Genomic DNA, 18,185 nt, shown 5'->3' on the forward strand with positions numbered 1-18,185 from the left:
AGAGGATAAATAAATAAACACAGTCTCAGTTTTGTATATTTGCATGAGCACAGTTTGAAAATATGAATAAAGAATTTTTGTACACAGAGATTACCAATGGATTGGCTTCACAGATCAGGAATGGGGTTTTAAAACCTGGAGATAAATTACCTTCAGTAAGAAAGCTATGCCTTGAGCATCAAATAAGTATGAATACAGCAAAGCGTGTATTTCTCGAACTGGAATCACAATCACTGGTTGAATCTAAACCACAGTCAGGCTATTTCGTCAGTCAGTTGCTTTCCATCAAACTACCCCTTCCCGAAGTAAGTCGTCCCTCATTGATCGCTAACAATAACGAACCCGACGAACTGATCAGTAAAGTCTATGAAAATATGGGTAAAAATAATCTCACCCTTTTCTCAATAGCTATTCCTTCAGGAGCCCTACTTCCTCAAGCTAAACTTAAAAAAGAAATTATTCAGGCCACCAGAGAGCTGAAATCAGGAGGAGCCGAATATGAGGAACTTCAGGGCAATTTAAAATTAAGAAGAATGATTGCTCAAAGATCATTAGCATGGGGTGGAAATTTTCACGAAAATGATCTGGTAACAACAAATGGTGGGATGAATGCCTTATCTTTTTGCCTGATGGCTTTGGGAAAACCCGGAGATACAATAGCAATAGAAAGTCCTTGTTATCCCGGAATATTACAGTTGGCCACAGGTTTTGGTCTTAAAGTATTAGAATTACCTACTCACCCTGCTCATGGGATAGAAATTGAGGCCTTAAAAAAAGCAATTCCCAAAATCGATATCTGCCTGTTAATTCCTAATTTTAATACTCCTTTGGGAAGCTGTATGTCTGATGAAAATAAAAAAGAAGTTGTAAAACTCCTTTCTGAAAATAATATTCCACTCATCGAAGATGATGTTTATGGTGATATTTATTTTGGATCACACCGTCCGAAATGCTGTAAATCGTTTGATAAAGAAGGAAATGTTTTATACTGCAGTTCGGTATCAAAAACCCTGGCACCAGGTTATCGTGTAGGTTGGATTGCTCCCGGAAAGTATAAGGATAAAATACTGAAGCTTAAACTACTCCATTCTACCTCTTCCATTGCTATTGTAAATGAAGCGGTAGCCAATTTCCTAAAAACCGGGAAATATGAAAAGCATCTACAGGAACTTCGCCGAACTCTTCAGACTAATTACCAGAATTATGTACAAACCATTATTCAGTATTTTCCGGAAGGTACAAAAACCAGCAGGCCACAGGGTGGACTCTCCTTTGGGTAGAATTTGATAAAAAAATACAGACCAGAAAACTATATGATCTGGCCATTAAACAAAATATCAGTATTGCGCCCGGCAGGATGTTTAGTCTCCAGGATCAGTTTGAAAATTGTATGAGATTGTGTATTGGTCTCCCATGGTCAGAGGACACACAGCAAAAATTAATTGAGGTCGGAAGACTTGCCAAAATGATCGACAGACAGTCTTAATCTACAACGAAATTTTTTCTCGCTAGTTCTTTTCTTACCCGGCTTAAACTTTCAGGAGTAATTCCCAAATAGGAAGCAATCATCCATTGTGGAACCCTTAACAGTAAGTCTGGATACATTTTGATGAATTTTAAGTATCTTTCTTCGGCAGTTTCCCCCAACAAAGAATTGATCCTGTCCTGAAGGCTTCTTACATGTTTTTGTATTAAAATATCTCTTCTTTCAGCACTATCCGGAAATTGAGAAACCAGTTTATTAAAGAAATCCGGGTGTAAAAACAAGACTTCAGAATCTTCAACGGCTTCTATATAGTACACAGACTGTTCGTTGAAGTAAATACTCGTTCTGTCAGAAATGAGCCAGCTCTCAGGAGCGAATTGTATAATATGCTCTTTTCCGTTTTTATCGATGGAATACATCTTCAAAAGCCCTTTCTCCACGAAAAAAACATAGCGGCAGATTTCACCGTATTGTAAAAGAAATTGGTTTTTGGGTATCTTTTTTACCTCGTAATGTAAGCTACAGCTGTTTACCTGCTCTGTGGGAACATTTAAAACTTTAGCTAAATAGTTATTAATATTCTTCATCGTGTAATTTGGGTTATGGATATATCTTGGTGTGAAGCGTTGTTGACTGCCTTTCCGTTTTCTATTACGATCAACTGTGGGCTTTGATGGGTTACATCAAGATCTTCCGCAATTTTATTGGAAATAGACCTGTAAGCAAGGAGATCTAAAAAATAAAGATCAACGTCAGTACCAAGGTTTTTAATTTCTGATTCAAAATTTCTCAATACTGTTTTACTGATGAAACAACTGGTAGAATGTTTGAATATTGCAATTTTATCGTGATACGAGTTTTCAATAGCTTTTGCTAAATCTTCCTCAGATTGTATTTTTTTCCAGAAAGATTTCTCTTCAGGTTTCTCTTCTTTTCCACCAAATATTTTATCAAAAAAACTCATATATTAAATTGTTTAAGATGATGATTGAGGTGCTTATACTCCAAAAAGCCCCAGTCGCTTTCGGTCATTTTTCCAAAAAGCTCATGCTTTTCTGGTAGATTATGGTGAGTATAGTTTTCCCAATATTCATTCATTGTTTTTAAAAGCCCTTCTCTGCTTTCATTAAAGTCACATTCAAAATTAACGATTAGTTTTTGAAAAGTCGGCATATTTCGGGGAATTCCATTGTTAAAAATCTGCATCTCTACTTTTGTAAGAATTCCTATTGTCCCAAAAAGAAGGTTAACAGGAGGAAGGTTGATCTTTCTTAATGAAATCTGAAGAACCAGATCACAATGTTTTAACATCTGTGAAACGTTCATTTTGCCCCACTTATGCTCATAACTCTCGGTCAACATAGAGATTCTGTTGATGATTTCATCAAAATAAATACGATTGTGAAGACTCTTTTTTACCAACCTTTTTCTTTCTTCAGATTTTCAATATGAGCAAAATGATGATTACAATGCCAGGCGTAGAAAGCAAGATAGTATCTCAGATCATAATCCTGATTATTTTCCGGATGATGAAAAGTTCTTTCAAACTGTTTATTAGTTAACGTTTTAAGCAAAACATGCCATCTTTGATGTGTTCCTTTGATCATTCTCATAGCAGGCTTTACAGGGATGTTGATGCTATCCTGGAGTTCAGCCCATTTTGCTTCTTCATATGGTTTTATGGTTGGATTATCTTCCGTTAAAGCCAATTTAAAACGAATATAACTATTGATATGACTGTCAGCCAAATGATTAACAAGTTGTCTTACTGTCCAACCTCCTTCTCTGTAAGGGGTATCTAATTGATCGTCTGTAAGATCTTCAATAAGCTCCCTTAATTTATCCGGAAAGTTTTTGATCACTTTCATGTACTTATCCAATTCAATATCACAAATATGATCAGGTTTTTCAAACTGACCTATCGGATATCTCTTTTGTTCTAAATTACTCATTTTTAATTATCTTGGTTAATATGTTCTTATCTTTTAAGGAGGCAATAGACAATTTTCTATCCTTCTGAAACTTGACCTAAAATTACTACAAGAAAAGCAACAAAGCAATAAGTAGTAAAAGAATAAGAAAAATAACCTTAGGATCTATATTGTTTTACAGAAAATTGAATCTTTAATCTATTTATGTTTCAAAATTTAAGATAAAAAAACTTCAATTCTATTAAAATTGAAGCTCTTATTATTTAAATTCATCCACTAATAACCATGCAGATCAATACCTTCTGTTCTTTGTAAAGTCACTTTTTTACCCATTTTCTTTTGAATCACTCGAAAGTGCTGCAATTCATCATCCGTCAGAATGGTAATGGAAGTCCCTTTTTCGTTGGCACGACCCGTTCTACCGATACGGTGGATATAATCTAAGGGTGAACGTGGCAGTTCATAATTAATAACGCAAGGTAAAGACTCGATGTGAATACCACGGCCAAGTAAATCCGTAGCGACCAAAATTTGAGCTCAGTTTACTTTAAACTCTTCTAAATTATTTCTACGGGCACCCTGTGACTTCTGTCCGTGAATAGCTACTGCTTTAATTTTATTTTTTTTAAGCTTTTCAACTAAATTGTCTGCAGATTTTGTAGAAGAAACAAAAATTAACGCCTTTTCAACCTTCTTTTCTTTAATTAAATAACGTAAAAAAGGGCCTTTATTTTCAGGAGAGACATGATAAGCCAATTGCTCAATATTATCAATTTCAACTTCTTCTTTTTTAATTTCAATAATCGTAGGATTAATCGATAAACGCTCTTTCATTTCAGAAACCTTATCATCTAAGGTCGCCGAAAACATAGTCGTTTGTTTCATTACGGGCATCAGAGCGAAAAGCTTATTCATTTCTTCTCCAAACCCTAATTGAAACATTTTATCCGCCTCATCAATTACTAAATGTTTAATTTCTGAAATACTCAACGCCTTATGATCTATTAAATCTAACAAACGGCCAGGTGTTGCAATAAGAACTTCTACCCCAAACATTCCCTTCATCTGTGGATTGATAGAAACACCACCATAAACAGCCATTGTACGGATCTCACGCTTCAGATTCTCTGTAAAAGTTCTGAAAACTTCATCTATTTGAATCGCTAACTCACGGGTAGGAACCAATATTAAAACCTGAACATTACGATCTTTTTTAACCTCTAAGTTTTGTAATTTTTCTAAAATAGGCATCACAAAGCTAGCCGTCTTTCCGGAACCGGTTTGTGCAATTCCCATCAAATCCTTTCCTTGCAGAATAACAGGAATAGCCTGCTCCTGAATTGGAAAAGGCTTCAGATAGCCCAACTTTTTGATAGAACGAATAATGTGGTGTGATAATCCCAAAGACTCAAATGACATAGAATACTTATTTTGCTGCAAAGATAAGCTATTGATATTTGGTTTACACGTGAAACTAAATTATGCCAATGATTATTAATTGTACAGGTACATTCAGGCTATTAAAATTTACATTTTGGAAATTTCTTTTATTCCTGATTGCTCATTTTATTCATTTTAAATTTTATTGTTGTCGTTTTGTCCGATAATTTATTTTTGGACAAATTTTTGAGTATTAGTTTTTGTAAATTTATCAAAAATTCGAGAAATCTAAATATGAAAAAAGCGTTAATAATAGTAGATGTACAGAATGATTTTTGTGAAGGTGGAGCCTTAGCTGTTCCGGGAGCCAATGAAATTATTCCCTATATTAATCTTCTTATGGAAGAAAATGAATACGATCAGATTGTTTTAACCCAGGATTGGCATCCTGCAGACCATAAAAGCTTTGCAAGTAATAATGGAAAAAAGGTTGGCGAAAGTATTATTTTAGGAGGAGTCCCTCAGTTTATGTGGCCTGATCACTGTGTTCAGGGAACTTTTGGAGCCGAATTTCATAAAGATCTGAACAGAGATAAAGTAACCCATATTATTCAGAAAGGTAAAAATACTGAAATTGATGCCTACAGTGGTTTTCAGGATAACAATCACTTTATGAAAACCGGTCTTGATGACTTCTTAAAATACCACGACATACAGCTCCTAGAAATTGTAGGTTTGGCAATGGACTATTGCGTAAAATTTACTTGTACAGATGCTGTAGCTAATGGATACGTAACTTGTCTGCATTTTAACGGAACCCGTGCAGTGAATGTAAAACCGGATAATGGAAGGGATGCAATTTATGAGATGATCCAAAAAGGAGTTACCATTTTAGGATAATTTTAAATTTCAAAAAATATAAAAAAGCGCAGTAAATATTTACTGCGCTTTTTGCTTAAATAACCTTGAAATTTATAAATCATTAAACACATCATTATAAGATAATTATCTACATTTGGAAAAATCTCTTCAATGAAAAAAGTTATTTTGTCAGCAGTATTTTTTAGTGCATTTTTAGCAAAAGCCCAAAACTCGCCTGCCAATGAATTTAAATATTTGGAATATGATATCCAAAAGATTCAAAGCTTATATAAAAGCAATAAAACTTCTGTAAAAGAAGTGGTTGAGGCATATTTAAAACGAATTAATGACATCGACAAAAATGGAGTTCAGTTAAATTCTATAATTACTATAAATCCCGATGCCCTTAAAATTGCGGACTCTCTTGATCATCTTGATCCAAAATTAAAGGACAAACCTTTATTCGGAATTCCTGTCTTATTAAAGGATAATATTGATACACACGATAAAATGCCAAATACAGCTGGTTCTTTAGCTTTAAAGAATTCGTTCCCTTTACAGGATAGTTATCTGGCAAAAAAATTACGGGAAGCAGGTGCCGTGATCATTGGAAAAACAAATCTCAGTGAATGGGCTAATTTTCGGGGTATGAAATCTACGAGTGGCTGGAGTGGTCTTGGTGGATTAACCAAAAACCCTTATATCCTGGATAGAAATACCTGCGGATCTAGTGCCGGTTCCGGAGCAGCCATTTCAGCCAATCTTGGTATTATTGCCATTGGAACAGAAACCAATGGATCTATTGTCTGCCCTTCCAGCCTCAACGGAGTGGTAGGACTGAAACCTACAGTAGGCTTAATTTCAAGAAAAGGGATCATTCCAATTTCAAGCACCCAAGATACACCCGGGCCAATGGCCAGAACAGTAAAAGATATTGCAATTAGTCTCGGAACAATAGTCGGTGAAGATAAAAACGATATTAAGACAGTGGGGTCCAGTCAGTTTTTACATAAAGATTACACGAAATTTCTAACCTTAAATGGACTTAAGGGTAAAAGATTCGGTTATATAAAAGGGATTACCAATGGTGCCAGCAAAAAAGTAGATGAATTATTTTTAAAAACCTTACAAAACTTAAAAGATCAGGGCGCTATTATTGTAGAGATAGAAAAAGAGCTTATTTCTGAGGAAGTACAGCAGAAATCTTTTGAACTGATGGTTGCAGAATATAAAGATGGACTTAATGATTACTTTCAATCTTTAGGAAAGAATGCTCCAATAAAAAATATAGATGAACTGATTGCTTTCAATAAAAATAATAAAGAAGAATTACAATATTTTGGACAAGAGTTTCTGATACTTTCAGCAAAAGGAGATGGAACAAAAGACAAAAATTATGCAAATGCTGTAAAAGTAGCTAAAGAAGGAAGTCAGGATAATGGAATTGATTTCGCAATGAAAAAATACACATTAGATGCCATCATTGCCCCAACCACCACAGAAGCCTGGAAAACAGATTTAAAAAATGGGGATCATTATTCGTATGGAAGTGCAGATGCTGCTGCTATTGCTGGATATCCAAGCATTACTTTACCTATGGGATATGTTGATGAACTACCCGTTGGTATTTCATTTTTTGCCGAAAAATGGCAGGAAGGAAAATTGATTACTATGGCTTATACTTTTGAACAGAGTAATCCACAGCGAAAAGTACCTCAGTTTTTAAAATAAAAATAAAAACTCCGGTTACAAAAAACTATTATCATTAATTGAAATGGGCTTCTTTATCACACTCTATTGATGACAATTTATGTTTATAACAGAACTAGAAAAACAAAACAGAAGTCAAAATACAGTACAAAAAAAAGCGTGGTCATATTTGACCACGCCTGTATTTTTAAATGCTATGTTGTTTTGGATCGCGATTAAAAGTCTTAATTCATCACTCAAAACAGATAACTCTTAAAGCATTTTTAAGTTGTTCACCTCTAATTCTGAAAGAATTCTCCAGTGTCCTCTTTTGATATTTTTCTTTGTCAATCCTGCAAACATCACTCTGTCTAAGGCTTCAACTTCGTATCCTAATCTTTGGAATATTCTTCTGATAACACGGTTCCATCCAATATGGATTTCAATCCCAACCTCATTTTTAGGTTTCCCTTCTATATATGAAATTTGATCTACCACTGCTACACCTTCATCAAGACGAATACCTTCAACAATTAGCTTCATGTCTTCATTGGACAATTTTTTATCCAATGTTACATGATAGATTTTTTTAGCATCAAAAGATGGGTGAGTTAGCTTCTTTGTCATGTGTCCGTCATTAGTAAGAAGAATAACCCCCGTTGTAGAACGGTCCAATCTTCCTACAGGAAAAACACGGTAAGGAGAAGCATTAGCAACAAGATCCATTACAGTTTTTCTTGCTTTGTCATCTTTCGTTGTAGAAATATATCCTTTAGGCTTATTTAAAAGTACATAAACCGGTTTTTCAGGAGTGATGTTTTGCCCGTCAAAGATCACTTTGTCACTTTTCTGAACCTGGTAGCCCATCTCAGTAACTACTTTTCCGTTTACTTCTACCAACCCTTGTGTGATCAGCTCATCAGCCTCTCTCCTGCTGCATATTCCTGAGTTTGCGATGTATTTATTAAGACGGATCGTATCCTTATGAATATCTTTTTCGATTTTGCTTAATCTTCTTTTCTGTACAAAAGATCTTGCTTTGTCTTCATCTCTTTCATTTCCTGCAGAAGCTCTTCTGCCATACTTTAAGCTGCCTCGCTCATATTTATCTCTACTGTCGAAACTTTTTCCGCCTCTTTTTGGAGCTGGTTTCCCGTAAGTCTTTCTTTCTCTGCTTTCGCTTTGATTAGTAATATAAGGTGGTCTCTCAGATTTTGGGTTACGATCTTCATCTCGGCTTTCAAAATTTGTTTCACCTCTCCTAGAATCAGGTTTTTTAAAAGGTCTAGAGCTGCCATCTGTGTCTCTATCACTTCTACTGAAAGGCTTTTTCTCAAATTTTGAATTGCCACTTTCATTTCTATCTTTTTGTCCAAAACTTTTGTCACCGCTTTTCGAAAATGGTTTTTTGAAAGGTTTTGATTCTGAAGAATTTCCAGATTTAGGAGCACGAGAACTGCCTGAATTTCTAGTTGAAACTCTGGGTCTTTTAGGTTTTCCTGAATTATTATTGTCTCTGCTCATTCTAAATATTTTTGCAAAGATAGTAATTTAGTTATGAGTTAAAAATTAAGAATCATAACTTTGCGATATTGTTTTACAATTAATTATATATTATTCCGGAAATGATAACACTATTAAATGATCAGTTTTCTCAATTAAATGCTTTTTTACATGGAAAATCTTTCAGTAAAATCTTTATATTAGTTGATGAAAACACGCATGAATACTGCCTTCCTGTTCTTTTAGGCAATATGGAAACGGATTTAGGTTTCGAAATTTTGGAAATAGAGGCAGGCGAAGAAATGAAAAATATTCAGACTGCCAATCAGCTTTGGGAGATTTTAACGGAAATGCAGGCCGACAGAAAAGCATTGGTTATTAATCTTGGTGGTGGTGTTATTACTGATATGGGTGGTTTTGTTGCTTCTACTTATAAAAGAGGCGTTCAGTTTATTAATATCCCTACTACCCTTTTATCAATGTGTGACGCTTCTATAGGCGGAAAAACAGGAATTGACCTGATGCATTATAAAAATATGGTGGGAACATTTACATTCCCTGAGCAGATTTTTGTATACCCACCATTTTTGGAAACCCTTCCTTTTAAGGAGTTAAGAAGTGGTTTTGCTGAAATGCTGAAACATGGTTTAATTGCTGATAAACTGCATTGGGATAATCTGATAAAAATTCAAAAACTTGATGTAGAAGCATTACTTCCTCATATTCAGACCTCCATGGCTATTAAACAGGACGTTGTTGAGCAGGACTTTCATGAAAAGAATGTTAGAAAAACACTGAACTTCGGCCATACTATTGGTCACGCCATCGAAAGTTCTTGCCTGGAACAGGGAAATCCTATTCTGCATGGTGAAGCTGTTGCTGCAGGAATGATTTGCGAAGCACATCTTTCTCATCTCGAAGGCTTGATCTCAAAAGTAGACTCAGAAATGATCATTGATAACGTTAGAAGATACTATCCTTATTTAGATATCAGTGACTTTAAAGATGAAGATCTTTCTGCATTATTACTGAATGATAAAAAGAATACCGAAAAGAAAATTAATTTCTCCCTGCTTTCAGGAATAGGGTCATGTGTTTATGATCATGAATGCAGCCAGGAAAATATAGAAGAGTCTCTGCATTTTTATAGAAAACTAAATGATGCCTAAAAGCTTTTTGAGAATATAAAGTAGAATCCTGATTGTAAAAAATCGGGATTTTTTTATAGAATTTATTTGAGCATAGTGAAAAGATAACACCAATACATGGACTTCTACCGGACATTGAACCCTATTTATCATATATCACATAGATCAGCATTAACCTTTCATACAATAAGTAAAGTCTAAAAGGATTTATTAAAATAGCAAGTGATTTTCGCGATTACTAGTATTTTTTTTACCAAAATTAAGGTATAGTTAAATTTAAGTGATTTTTAAGTTGTGTTAAACAAACATTTGTTTAATGTAAATTATCATCTGATAATCAATGACTTGAGTTTGGATCATGATCGTTTCCTTTGTTTTAGCCTACCTGATTTTTGTCATATTTCATTCTTTGGCATCCAATTTGAAAGATACTCCCCGTCAACGAAAAATTGACAGTAGTAAAATTTAAAATTAAGAAAGTAAAATATTAAAAAATTAAAGTTATGAAAAAGTTAATTTTAGGATTAGCAGTAACTGCAAGTTCATTCGCATTTGCTCAGCAAACAACATCAACTTCTACTTCATCTTCAAGCCCAGTTACATTTGGTGTTAAGGGAGGTATGAACGTTTCATCTCTTTCTAAAGATAATGGTTTGGATGATCAAAAATCTAAAATAGGTTTTAATGCTGGTGTATTTGCAAATATCCCAATTGCAAGTTCTTTCAGTATCCAACCTGAGGTTCTTTATTCTCAGTATGGTAATAAAACTGATTATACTGTATTAGGTACTAAATATTCAGCTTCAACAAAATTAGATTATATTACTGTACCGGTAATGTTCCAGTATAATTTTATTCCTAATCTTTATGTAGAAGCAGGACCTGAATTTGGATTAATGGTTAGTGCCAAAAATAAAGTGAAAAATGAAAGTAATGGTAACTCATCTACGACCGATAATTATAAAGATAATTTAAATACCTTTAATTTTGGTATTGGTCTAGGTGCAGGATATTACTTTACTCCAAACTTTGGTGTTACAGCAAGATATGTAGCAGGATTAACAGATGTAGCTAAAAACAGACCTAGTGGATCTGATGCTGTTAGAAACAACGTATTCCAGGTAGGTTTAGCTTACAAATTCAAATAAGCTTAAGAAACACATTCAGATAACAAATTTTGATTTCAATAAAATGGTTAGATTTACTGGTTAAATCTAACCATTTTTCATATATTTTCAATAGTTCTACTCCATTGGTAAGGTACTTGCTCCGATAGTTTAAATTTTAAAAAAAATTTAAACTATGAAAAAATTATTACTAGGTTTAGCTGTTATTTCAAGTTCTTTATTCTTTGCTCAGAAATTTGGAGTAAAGGCAGGTCTCAATCTTTCAACGATCAATACCAGTGATTCTAAAGCAAAAGCAGGATTTTATGGTGGCGTCCTTATGAACGTTCCTGTTGCATCCCATTTTAGTGTTCAGCCAGAAATCTTATACAACGGTATAGGGACTAAGGTTAAAGGGAATAATGATCTTCAAACCAACTTGAATTACATTTCAGTTCCTGTTATGTTTCAATACAACCCTACTCCACAATTTTATCTTGAGGCGGGTCCTCAATTTAGCTTTCTGATTGATTCTAAATTTAAAAATGGCTCAACGTCAGTAGGCGGAAAGGATTATATTAAAAGTTTTGACTTTGGAATTGGTATCGGCGCAGGATATTTCTTTATCCCAAGCCTTGGTCTTACAGCAAGATATATAGCTGGTGTTGGAGATGTTATCAAAGAAATCGGAGGTATGCAACCTAAAGGAAAAAATAATGTTTTCCAGATAGGATTAGTGTATAAATTCAAATAAACTTCAGAATTAAATTTTGAATTTTTATAAAACAACTTGGGTTTCAATCATTAATTTTAAGAAATCACATGTATATTTTAACTATTTTAACATTTTTTGGCAAGAAATTTGCATAAAATAGCTAAGATTAAAAAACAATTTAAACTATGAAAAAATTATTATTAGGATTAGCAGTTGTTGCAAGCTCGCTAACATTTGCTCAAACATTTGGAGTTAAAGCCGGTCTTAACATTTCTACGGTTTCTGGTGATGATACTAAAGCAAAAGCTGGATTTTACGGAGGTGTTTTAATGAACGTCCCTGTTGCTTCAAGTTTTAGTGTACAGCCTGAAATATTATATAATGGGGTAGGAACAAAAGAAGATGGAAATGGTAATGGAAAGTTGAATTTAAGTTATATTTCAGTTCCGGTAATGTTCCAATATAATGCTACCCCACAGCTTTACCTCGAGGCAGGACCGCAATTCAGTTTCCTGATCGATTCCACTCTTAAAAGACAATCCGTATCAGTAGATGTTAAGGATGCTCTTAAAAGTTTTGATTTTGGTATAGGATTAGGTGCAGGATATTTCTTTACCAAAAACATTGGTGTTAATTTAAGATATGTAGCAGGTGTTACTAATATTACTAAAGAAGTAAATGGTTTTCAGGCTGATGGAAAAAATAATGTATTCCAAGTAGGTCTTACTTACAAATTCAACAAATAACACTGTTTTAATTACGGTATAACCGGTTAGATTTACTTAAATCTAACCGGTTTTTTATTCTATAAGTTGACATTCTTTTTATTTTCATTAATACTCTATTCTTCTATTCTCTCATATTCTTTTAAAACCACTGTACATTGTTTCATGAAGATCCGTGATTTGATACTTCTATTATAAGAATTAACAGATAATCTTTATATTATTTAATGCTATTTGTTTTATTAAAATGTAATAAAGTAACCATAAATGATAAGTAAATAAAGTATTTGGCATCGTAGATTTAAACATTAAACTATAACATTTATAAGAAAAAGCATGGCAATGATCGATGAATAAAGATAATATTAAAAAATATTTCAAAAAATGCACATATTTTTTTTCAATTGAATTTAACTTAAAAATTTAACCAAACAATTGAAATTAACTAAAAAAATCCCCCTCAAGTGTAATATTGAAGATTGTTTTAAATAGGCGCTTCTTGACATATCTTACTGCAAATCATCAAATTATAATTATGGCAAGCCTTTTGCAAAATACATCGAGTCTGAATGAATAATCCAGGCGAAAAGAAATAGTAAAATTAAAAAATTAAATTATGAATAAGTTATTTCTAGGACTAGCAATAGTTGCTGGCTCATTAGCTTTCGCTCAAGAAACACAAACGACAACGACTACTATTACCACCGTTAATAAGGAAAAGGAACCTATTAGATTTGGTATTAAAGCAGGGGCAACTTCTGCTTATTTCAGTCAGCAAAAATTAAGTGCAAACAATCAGAAAATAGGATTTAATGCAGGTGCTTTCGTAAATATCCCATTATCTAAACAAATTAGTTTACAACCGGAGGTATTGTATAACCAATTAGGGGCAAAGAGTGTTCTTTCTTCTTCTGAAGTTACAACAGGTGCTACAACTGTAAAAAGACAGTCAGATTTTAAAACTACATTGAATTATATTTCAGTTCCATTAATGGTACAGTTTAAACCAGTAGATAATTTTTATTTCGAAGCTGGTCCTGAGTTCAGTTATTTCATCAACGGAAAAAACAAAGGTGAAACAACTGTTACAAGTACTACAGCAGGTATAACCACTACTCAGAGAGAATCTACTTCTGAAACCATTGATAAAGATAACATCAACAAATTCAATTTCGGTTTAGGTATTGGTCTTGGTTACTACTTTACTCCTAATTTAGGAATTAACGCAAGATATGTTAACAGTTTAACTAAGATTGATAATAACCGACCTGCAGCTGAAAACAACAACAGAGCATTTCAGTTAGGTTTGAACTATAAGTTTTAATAACCACAACCAATTTTTTAACCATAAAATGCAGCTTTTTGCATTGTAAAATGGCTGGAAGAACTTCTTCCAGCCATTTCTATTGAATCAAGAAAGTAAAAATAAGGTAAAAGTTTATTCAAATATTCGTGGATCATCACTAATCAATCCATCTATTCCCATACCTTTTAGTTCCTTTAATCTCTCTTTAGTATTAACGGTCCATGGTATAACTTTCATCCCCATTGTATGGCATTCCTTCACCAATTCAGGAGTAACAAGAGACTGATCCGGACTGTAGATAGTAGGAATAAAGCTTAGAAACTTCATATCTCCGGATACACCATTAAGATGATTCGGGTATAGTTTGAATTTCTCTGCTGGTATGTTTTTAAAGTAATACTGTTGTTGTGCGAGCTTTTTATCATCAACTTTTTCAACCAGTAAAGCCGTCATTATTTTAGGATATTCTTTATGGATAATTTCAAGTGTTCTTGGATCAAAAGATTGAATAATAACGCGATCTTGAATCTTTTTTTCTAAGATAACCTTCATCATCAGATCCATAAATTCTTTTGGTTCCGGGTGAAAGATATTATCAGAGAAAGGACGGGTTTTAGTTTCTATATTATAGAAGGGCAAAGGTCTTTTCAACTCTCGGGAATAAGTCTCACATGCATCTATTACCTCTGAGAAAAGAGGTTTCTGTACCTTCATTTTCTTCTGATCAGGATAATTGTCAAGTTTTTTTAAGCCTACATCAAATGTTTGAATTCTCGCATAAGACATATCATAAATTTTATAGTAAAAACCAGAGTCTTTGGGAATATAGGTTCCATCAGGCTTTGTTACCAGTTCAGGTGAAAGAAAAGCATCATGGGAAAGAATTACTTTTTTATCCTTTGTGATGGCTAAATCCATTTCAAGTGTGGTAATACCCATTTTTAATGCATTCTTCATAGCCGGGATTGTATTTTCCGGATATAGAGATTTGCCTCCACGGTGTGCCTGCTTATCGAAAGATTGAGCAGAATACAATTGAACAAATACAAGAAAAATAGCTGTGAAAAATGTGTGTTTCATATCCTGAATTTTCATTTTACAAAATTAAAACTTACTTGTGCACTATGTAATACAGGAATATTAAGCTTATGCTACATTTATATGAAAAAACAAAAAAGTTGAGCCCTCAAATTTGGATTTATGTTTTACAGAATAAGAAAGGCCAGATAATTATATCTGGCCTTTTTTTTATTTAATGTAAACAATTAATTAAACAGTTCTAATTCCTCTCCTTTTGCTACAGGATATTCTTCTGTAAAACATCCAAAGCAATGATTAGAAGAACCTAAAATCTCCTTAAGATTGTCGGTACTTAAAAACTCTAAAGAATCAACTCCTAAATAATCTCTAAGCTGTTCTGTTGTCATATTTGCAGAAATCAGATCATCTTTAGACGGTGTATCAATTCCTAAATAACAAGGTGCGATGATAGGTGGTGAAACACTTCTAAAGTGGATTTCTTTTACACCGGCGTCTTTTAAGATCTTAACCAATCTTTTGGAAGTAGTACCACGGACGATAGAATCGTCGATGATCACTACCCTTTTTCCTTTGATCTCAGAAATGATAGGATTCAACTTTAAATTGACAATCCTTTCTCTCATTTCCTGAGTAGGAACAATGAAACTTCTACCAATATATCTGTTTTTGATCAAAACCGGACGGAAAGGTATTCCTGAAGCTTTAGAAAAACCAATTGCAGCTGGTACTCCAGAATCCGGAACTCCAATTACTAAATCGGCATCTACAGGTGCTTGCTCCCAAATTTTCTCACCAGACTTTTCTCTGATCTCATAAACATTAATATTTTCTAATGTAGAGTCGGGTCTTGCAAAATAAATATATTCAAAAGAACAGATTCTCTGTCTTCCTTTATCATTAACCATATAAGAATGTAATCCAGTTTCATTCTCATTCGTATATACGATCTCTCCAGGTAAAATATCACGAACATATTGTGCTCCAACAGCATCAAGAGCTACAGACTCAGAAGCTACTACATATGATTTCTCATCAATAGCTCCTAATACTAAAGGTCTGATCCCATTGAAATCTCTGAATGCAAAGAATTTATTTCTCGTCATTCCTACTACAGAATAAGCTCCTTCGATCTTTTCCATAGTTGCTTTGATTGCTCCTCTTAATCCTAAATCAAGATTTTTTTGAATTAATCTCAATATTACTTCAGAATCAGAAGTTGCTCTGAAAACAACTCCTTCAGCTTCCAATTCAGCTTTTAATTCTTTCGCATTGGTTAAGTTACCGTTATGTGCAATCGAAAGTATAATCTGGTCATATTCGTTTTTCGCGAAAAATGGCTGAAAATTGTACTTCTTTTTGTCTCCTGCAGTGGTATAACGAGTATGCCCTATTGCAGAATTTCCCATAAAAGCTTCAGGATTCTGAATATCTTTATAAACATCTAAAACCAATCCCTCATCTTTCATATTGTTGATCCTTCCGTCTTTCAGAACGGAAATACCACAAGCTTCCTGGCCTCTGTGCTGTAATGCAAAAAGCCCGAACTGAGAAAGAGAGAACGTATCCAGATCATTATCAGAATATAATCCGAAAATCCCACACTCCTCATTGGGAGCATCAAGTCTTTCTTCTTCATTCGTTCTGAAAAGATTCCTACCGTAGGCCTGGTTTTTAAACTGTTTTAAATATTCACTTTTATGAATGTCTAAACTTTCCATTTTTTCTAAATATTAGAAGTTAGATCTTAAAATTAAGTCTAAGTTAACTTCAAATTATAATTTTAAACTTTTCTGTAATGAATAAATCAGAGGCTATTATACAGCATCTGAGATCTACTGACTGAAATTATTTACCTAGTAAAGTTTTCAATCTGTTATAAATTTCAACGTACGCTTCAGTTACTTCTCCTAAGTCTCTACGGAAACGGTCTTTATCCAACTTCTTCATAGTGTCCTTATCCCATAATCTACAAGTATCTGGAGAAATTTCATCGGCTAAGATGATCTCACCATCTGAAGTTTTACCTAACTCGATTTTGAAATCTACAAGGATGATATTCATCTTATCAAATAGATCGATCAAAATTTCGTTGATATCTGAAGTTAACTCATACATCTCATCAAGTTCTTCATAAGTAGCTGCACCTAAGAAAACAGCATGGTGATCATTGATTAGTGGATCTCCTAATTCATCCTTCTTATAACAGATGTCAAAAATAGTTACCGGAGATTTTATTCCTTCTTCTACCCCTAATCTTTGAGCCATACTTCCTGCAGAATAGTTTCTTACAACCATTTCTAAAGGAATAATGGATACTTTTTTTACCAATTGTTCTCTTTCGTCCAATTGTTTAATGAAATGAGTTTTAATCCCTTTTTCATTTAAATACTCAAAAATCAAAGTAGTGATCGCGTTGTTCATTTCGCCTTTCAGATCAACTTGTCCTCTTTTCTGAGCATTAAAAGCGGTAGCATCATCTTTAAAACGCACTACTACTTGATCAGGATTATCGGTAGCAAACACTTGTTTAGCCTTACCTTCGTACAACATTTCTTTCTTTTCCATTTTCTAAATTGTCTTTTATAGTTAGATTTATAATTATTTAATTAAAATTCCTGTTAGAACAGCCATTCCAAAACTTAAAAGTGTGCCGACGAGTACATACTCCGTTAACTTTCGTTGTTTGGCCTGTGCAAGATCACTGAATCTGAAAACAGATTTTGCAGCAACCATAAAACCTACGCCTTCCCAATGATTCACTAAAATAAAAATGAATACCAGTAGACGTTCCAAGATCCCTATATATTTTCCGGCACTCGTAAGAGATTCGGTTTGTATATTGTTTTGTGCTTCAGCAACCGGAGTCCATGAAGACAATAATATTTTAATGATAATAGATGATGGAGTCGTTAAAAATAAAACAGCCATCAATACTTTTAAAAAATCCTGATTTTCTAAAATTTTAAGGTCGAATTCCTTAAAATAGAATGAAACTCCGACGATTACCAAAACATGAAGGAATTGATCAATAAAAAACCATCTTTTTTTTGTTTTTACATTTTGAAAACTTAGCTTACATACATCAATAATAAAATGAGAAACTCCCACTAAAATAGCGACCCACCAAAGCTGCAGATCCCAAAGGAAAATGAAAGTTAAAACAGTATGAATAAGAATATGTGAGTATAAATATTTGCTTTTCAGCTTATGATTTTCTTTATCAGCAACCCATGAATTTGGCTGAAGAAGAAAATCTCCGAGTAAATGTGCCAATATGAGTTTAGTGAAAATCAT

16 protein-coding genes and 2 pseudogenes are annotated in these 18,185 nt (G+C 33.6%); 8 read left to right on the forward strand and 10 right to left on the reverse strand.

Annotated elements, in window-relative coordinates; genetic code table 11:
* Positions 1-62 precede the first annotated feature (62 nt).
* A pseudogene (locus J7E44_RS02170) lies at positions 63-1,486 on the forward strand (aminotransferase-like domain-containing protein).
* Here J7E44_RS02170 and J7E44_RS02175 read toward each other — a convergent pair.
* The 5 genes and pseudogenes from J7E44_RS02175 to J7E44_RS02195 all read right to left on the reverse strand — a co-directional run bounded on the left by J7E44_RS02175 (position 1,483) and on the right by J7E44_RS02195 (position 4,836).
* Entirely contained in the window at positions 1,483-2,073 is a 591-nt protein-coding gene (locus J7E44_RS02175; RefSeq protein WP_214825124.1) for a Crp/Fnr family transcriptional regulator, read from the reverse strand. The pseudogene J7E44_RS02170 and the gene J7E44_RS02175 overlap by 4 nt on opposite strands.
* Complete coding sequence (gene ytxJ, locus J7E44_RS02180) at positions 2,070-2,450, reverse strand: bacillithiol system redox-active protein YtxJ (protein WP_214825126.1); 381 nt, start codon at positions 2,448-2,450, stop codon at positions 2,070-2,072. Before ytxJ ends, J7E44_RS02175 begins: the two co-directional genes overlap by 4 nt.
* Positions 2,447-2,908 (reverse strand): DUF1569 domain-containing protein, encoded by a 462-nt coding sequence (locus J7E44_RS02185; RefSeq protein WP_251040454.1) that lies wholly within the window; start codon positions 2,906-2,908, stop codon positions 2,447-2,449. The genes ytxJ and J7E44_RS02185 overlap by 4 nt, the downstream gene beginning before the upstream one ends.
* Positions 2,902-3,438, reverse strand: a complete 537-nt coding sequence (locus J7E44_RS02190) for a YfiT family bacillithiol transferase (protein WP_214825130.1) — start codon at positions 3,436-3,438, stop codon at positions 2,902-2,904. Before J7E44_RS02190 ends, J7E44_RS02185 begins: the two co-directional genes overlap by 7 nt.
* Positions 3,439-3,693: 255 nt before the next feature.
* Positions 3,694-4,836: pseudogene (locus J7E44_RS02195) on the reverse strand (DEAD/DEAH box helicase).
* Positions 4,837-5,091: 255 nt separating this feature from the next.
* Between J7E44_RS02195 and pncA the strand changes: the two are divergent.
* Together pncA and J7E44_RS02205 are read left to right on the forward strand one after the other, a co-directional pair.
* Positions 5,092-5,697 (forward strand): bifunctional nicotinamidase/pyrazinamidase, encoded by a 606-nt coding sequence (gene pncA, locus J7E44_RS02200; protein ID WP_214825133.1) that lies wholly within the window; start codon positions 5,092-5,094, stop codon positions 5,695-5,697.
* A 132-nt stretch (positions 5,698-5,829) separates the two neighbouring features.
* Positions 5,830-7,389 carry an amidase gene (locus J7E44_RS02205; RefSeq protein ID WP_214825137.1) on the forward strand — a complete coding sequence of 520 codons (1,560 nt, stop codon included), beginning with the start codon at positions 5,830-5,832 and terminating at the stop codon, positions 7,387-7,389.
* 231 nt (positions 7,390-7,620) lie between these two features.
* Here J7E44_RS02205 and J7E44_RS02210 read toward each other — a convergent pair whose 3' ends face one another.
* Positions 7,621-8,541, reverse strand: coding sequence for a pseudouridine synthase (locus tag J7E44_RS02210; protein WP_214826193.1), 921 nt, complete (start codon positions 8,539-8,541; stop codon positions 7,621-7,623).
* Positions 8,542-8,972: 431 nt separating this feature from the next.
* On the opposite strand from J7E44_RS02210, the gene aroB reads away from it, so the two are divergent.
* The 5 genes from aroB (at position 8,973) to J7E44_RS02235 (ending at position 13,868) form a co-directional block, all read left to right on the forward strand.
* Positions 8,973-10,019 (forward strand): 3-dehydroquinate synthase, encoded by a 1,047-nt coding sequence (gene aroB / locus J7E44_RS02215; protein ID WP_214825139.1) that lies wholly within the window; start codon positions 8,973-8,975, stop codon positions 10,017-10,019.
* A 482-nt stretch (positions 10,020-10,501) separates the two neighbouring features.
* A complete protein-coding gene (locus J7E44_RS02220; protein ID WP_214825142.1) occupies positions 10,502-11,146 on the forward strand; it encodes a porin family protein in 645 nt (214 codons plus the stop codon).
* 154 nt (positions 11,147-11,300) lie between these two features.
* On the forward strand, positions 11,301-11,858 hold the full coding sequence (locus J7E44_RS02225; RefSeq protein ID WP_214825154.1) for a porin family protein: 558 nt from the start codon (positions 11,301-11,303) through the stop codon (positions 11,856-11,858).
* A 146-nt stretch (positions 11,859-12,004) separates the two neighbouring features.
* Positions 12,005-12,565 carry a porin family protein gene (locus J7E44_RS02230; protein WP_214825157.1) on the forward strand — a complete coding sequence of 187 codons (561 nt, stop codon included), beginning with the start codon at positions 12,005-12,007 and terminating at the stop codon, positions 12,563-12,565.
* Positions 12,566-13,160: 595 nt separating this feature from the next.
* Positions 13,161-13,868 (forward strand): porin family protein, encoded by a 708-nt coding sequence (locus J7E44_RS02235; protein ID WP_214825160.1) that lies wholly within the window; start codon positions 13,161-13,163, stop codon positions 13,866-13,868.
* A gap of 114 nt (positions 13,869-13,982) precedes the next feature.
* On the opposite strand, the gene J7E44_RS02240 is transcribed toward J7E44_RS02235, so the two are convergent.
* The 4 genes from J7E44_RS02240 to J7E44_RS02255 all read right to left on the reverse strand — a co-directional run bounded on the left by J7E44_RS02240 (position 13,983) and on the right by J7E44_RS02255 (position 18,185).
* Complete coding sequence (locus tag J7E44_RS02240) at positions 13,983-14,930, reverse strand: glycerophosphodiester phosphodiesterase family protein (protein ID WP_214825163.1); 948 nt, start codon at positions 14,928-14,930, stop codon at positions 13,983-13,985.
* A gap of 185 nt (positions 14,931-15,115) precedes the next feature.
* Entirely contained in the window at positions 15,116-16,609 is a 1,494-nt protein-coding gene (gene purF, locus J7E44_RS02245) for an amidophosphoribosyltransferase (RefSeq protein ID WP_214825166.1), read from the reverse strand.
* A gap of 127 nt (positions 16,610-16,736) precedes the next feature.
* Positions 16,737-17,456, reverse strand: coding sequence for a phosphoribosylaminoimidazolesuccinocarboxamide synthase (purC, locus tag J7E44_RS02250; RefSeq protein WP_034686328.1), 720 nt, complete (start codon positions 17,454-17,456; stop codon positions 16,737-16,739).
* A 33-nt stretch (positions 17,457-17,489) separates the two neighbouring features.
* The gene (locus tag J7E44_RS02255) at positions 17,490-18,185 is read right to left on the reverse strand and encodes a DUF3307 domain-containing protein (RefSeq protein WP_214825169.1); all 696 of its coding nucleotides are present in this window, start codon (positions 18,183-18,185) and stop codon (positions 17,490-17,492) included.

The organism is Chryseobacterium sp. ISL-6, assembly GCF_018613715.1.
In the GTDB taxonomy this organism is placed as follows: Bacteria; Bacteroidota; Bacteroidia; order Flavobacteriales; family Weeksellaceae; genus Chryseobacterium; species Chryseobacterium paludis.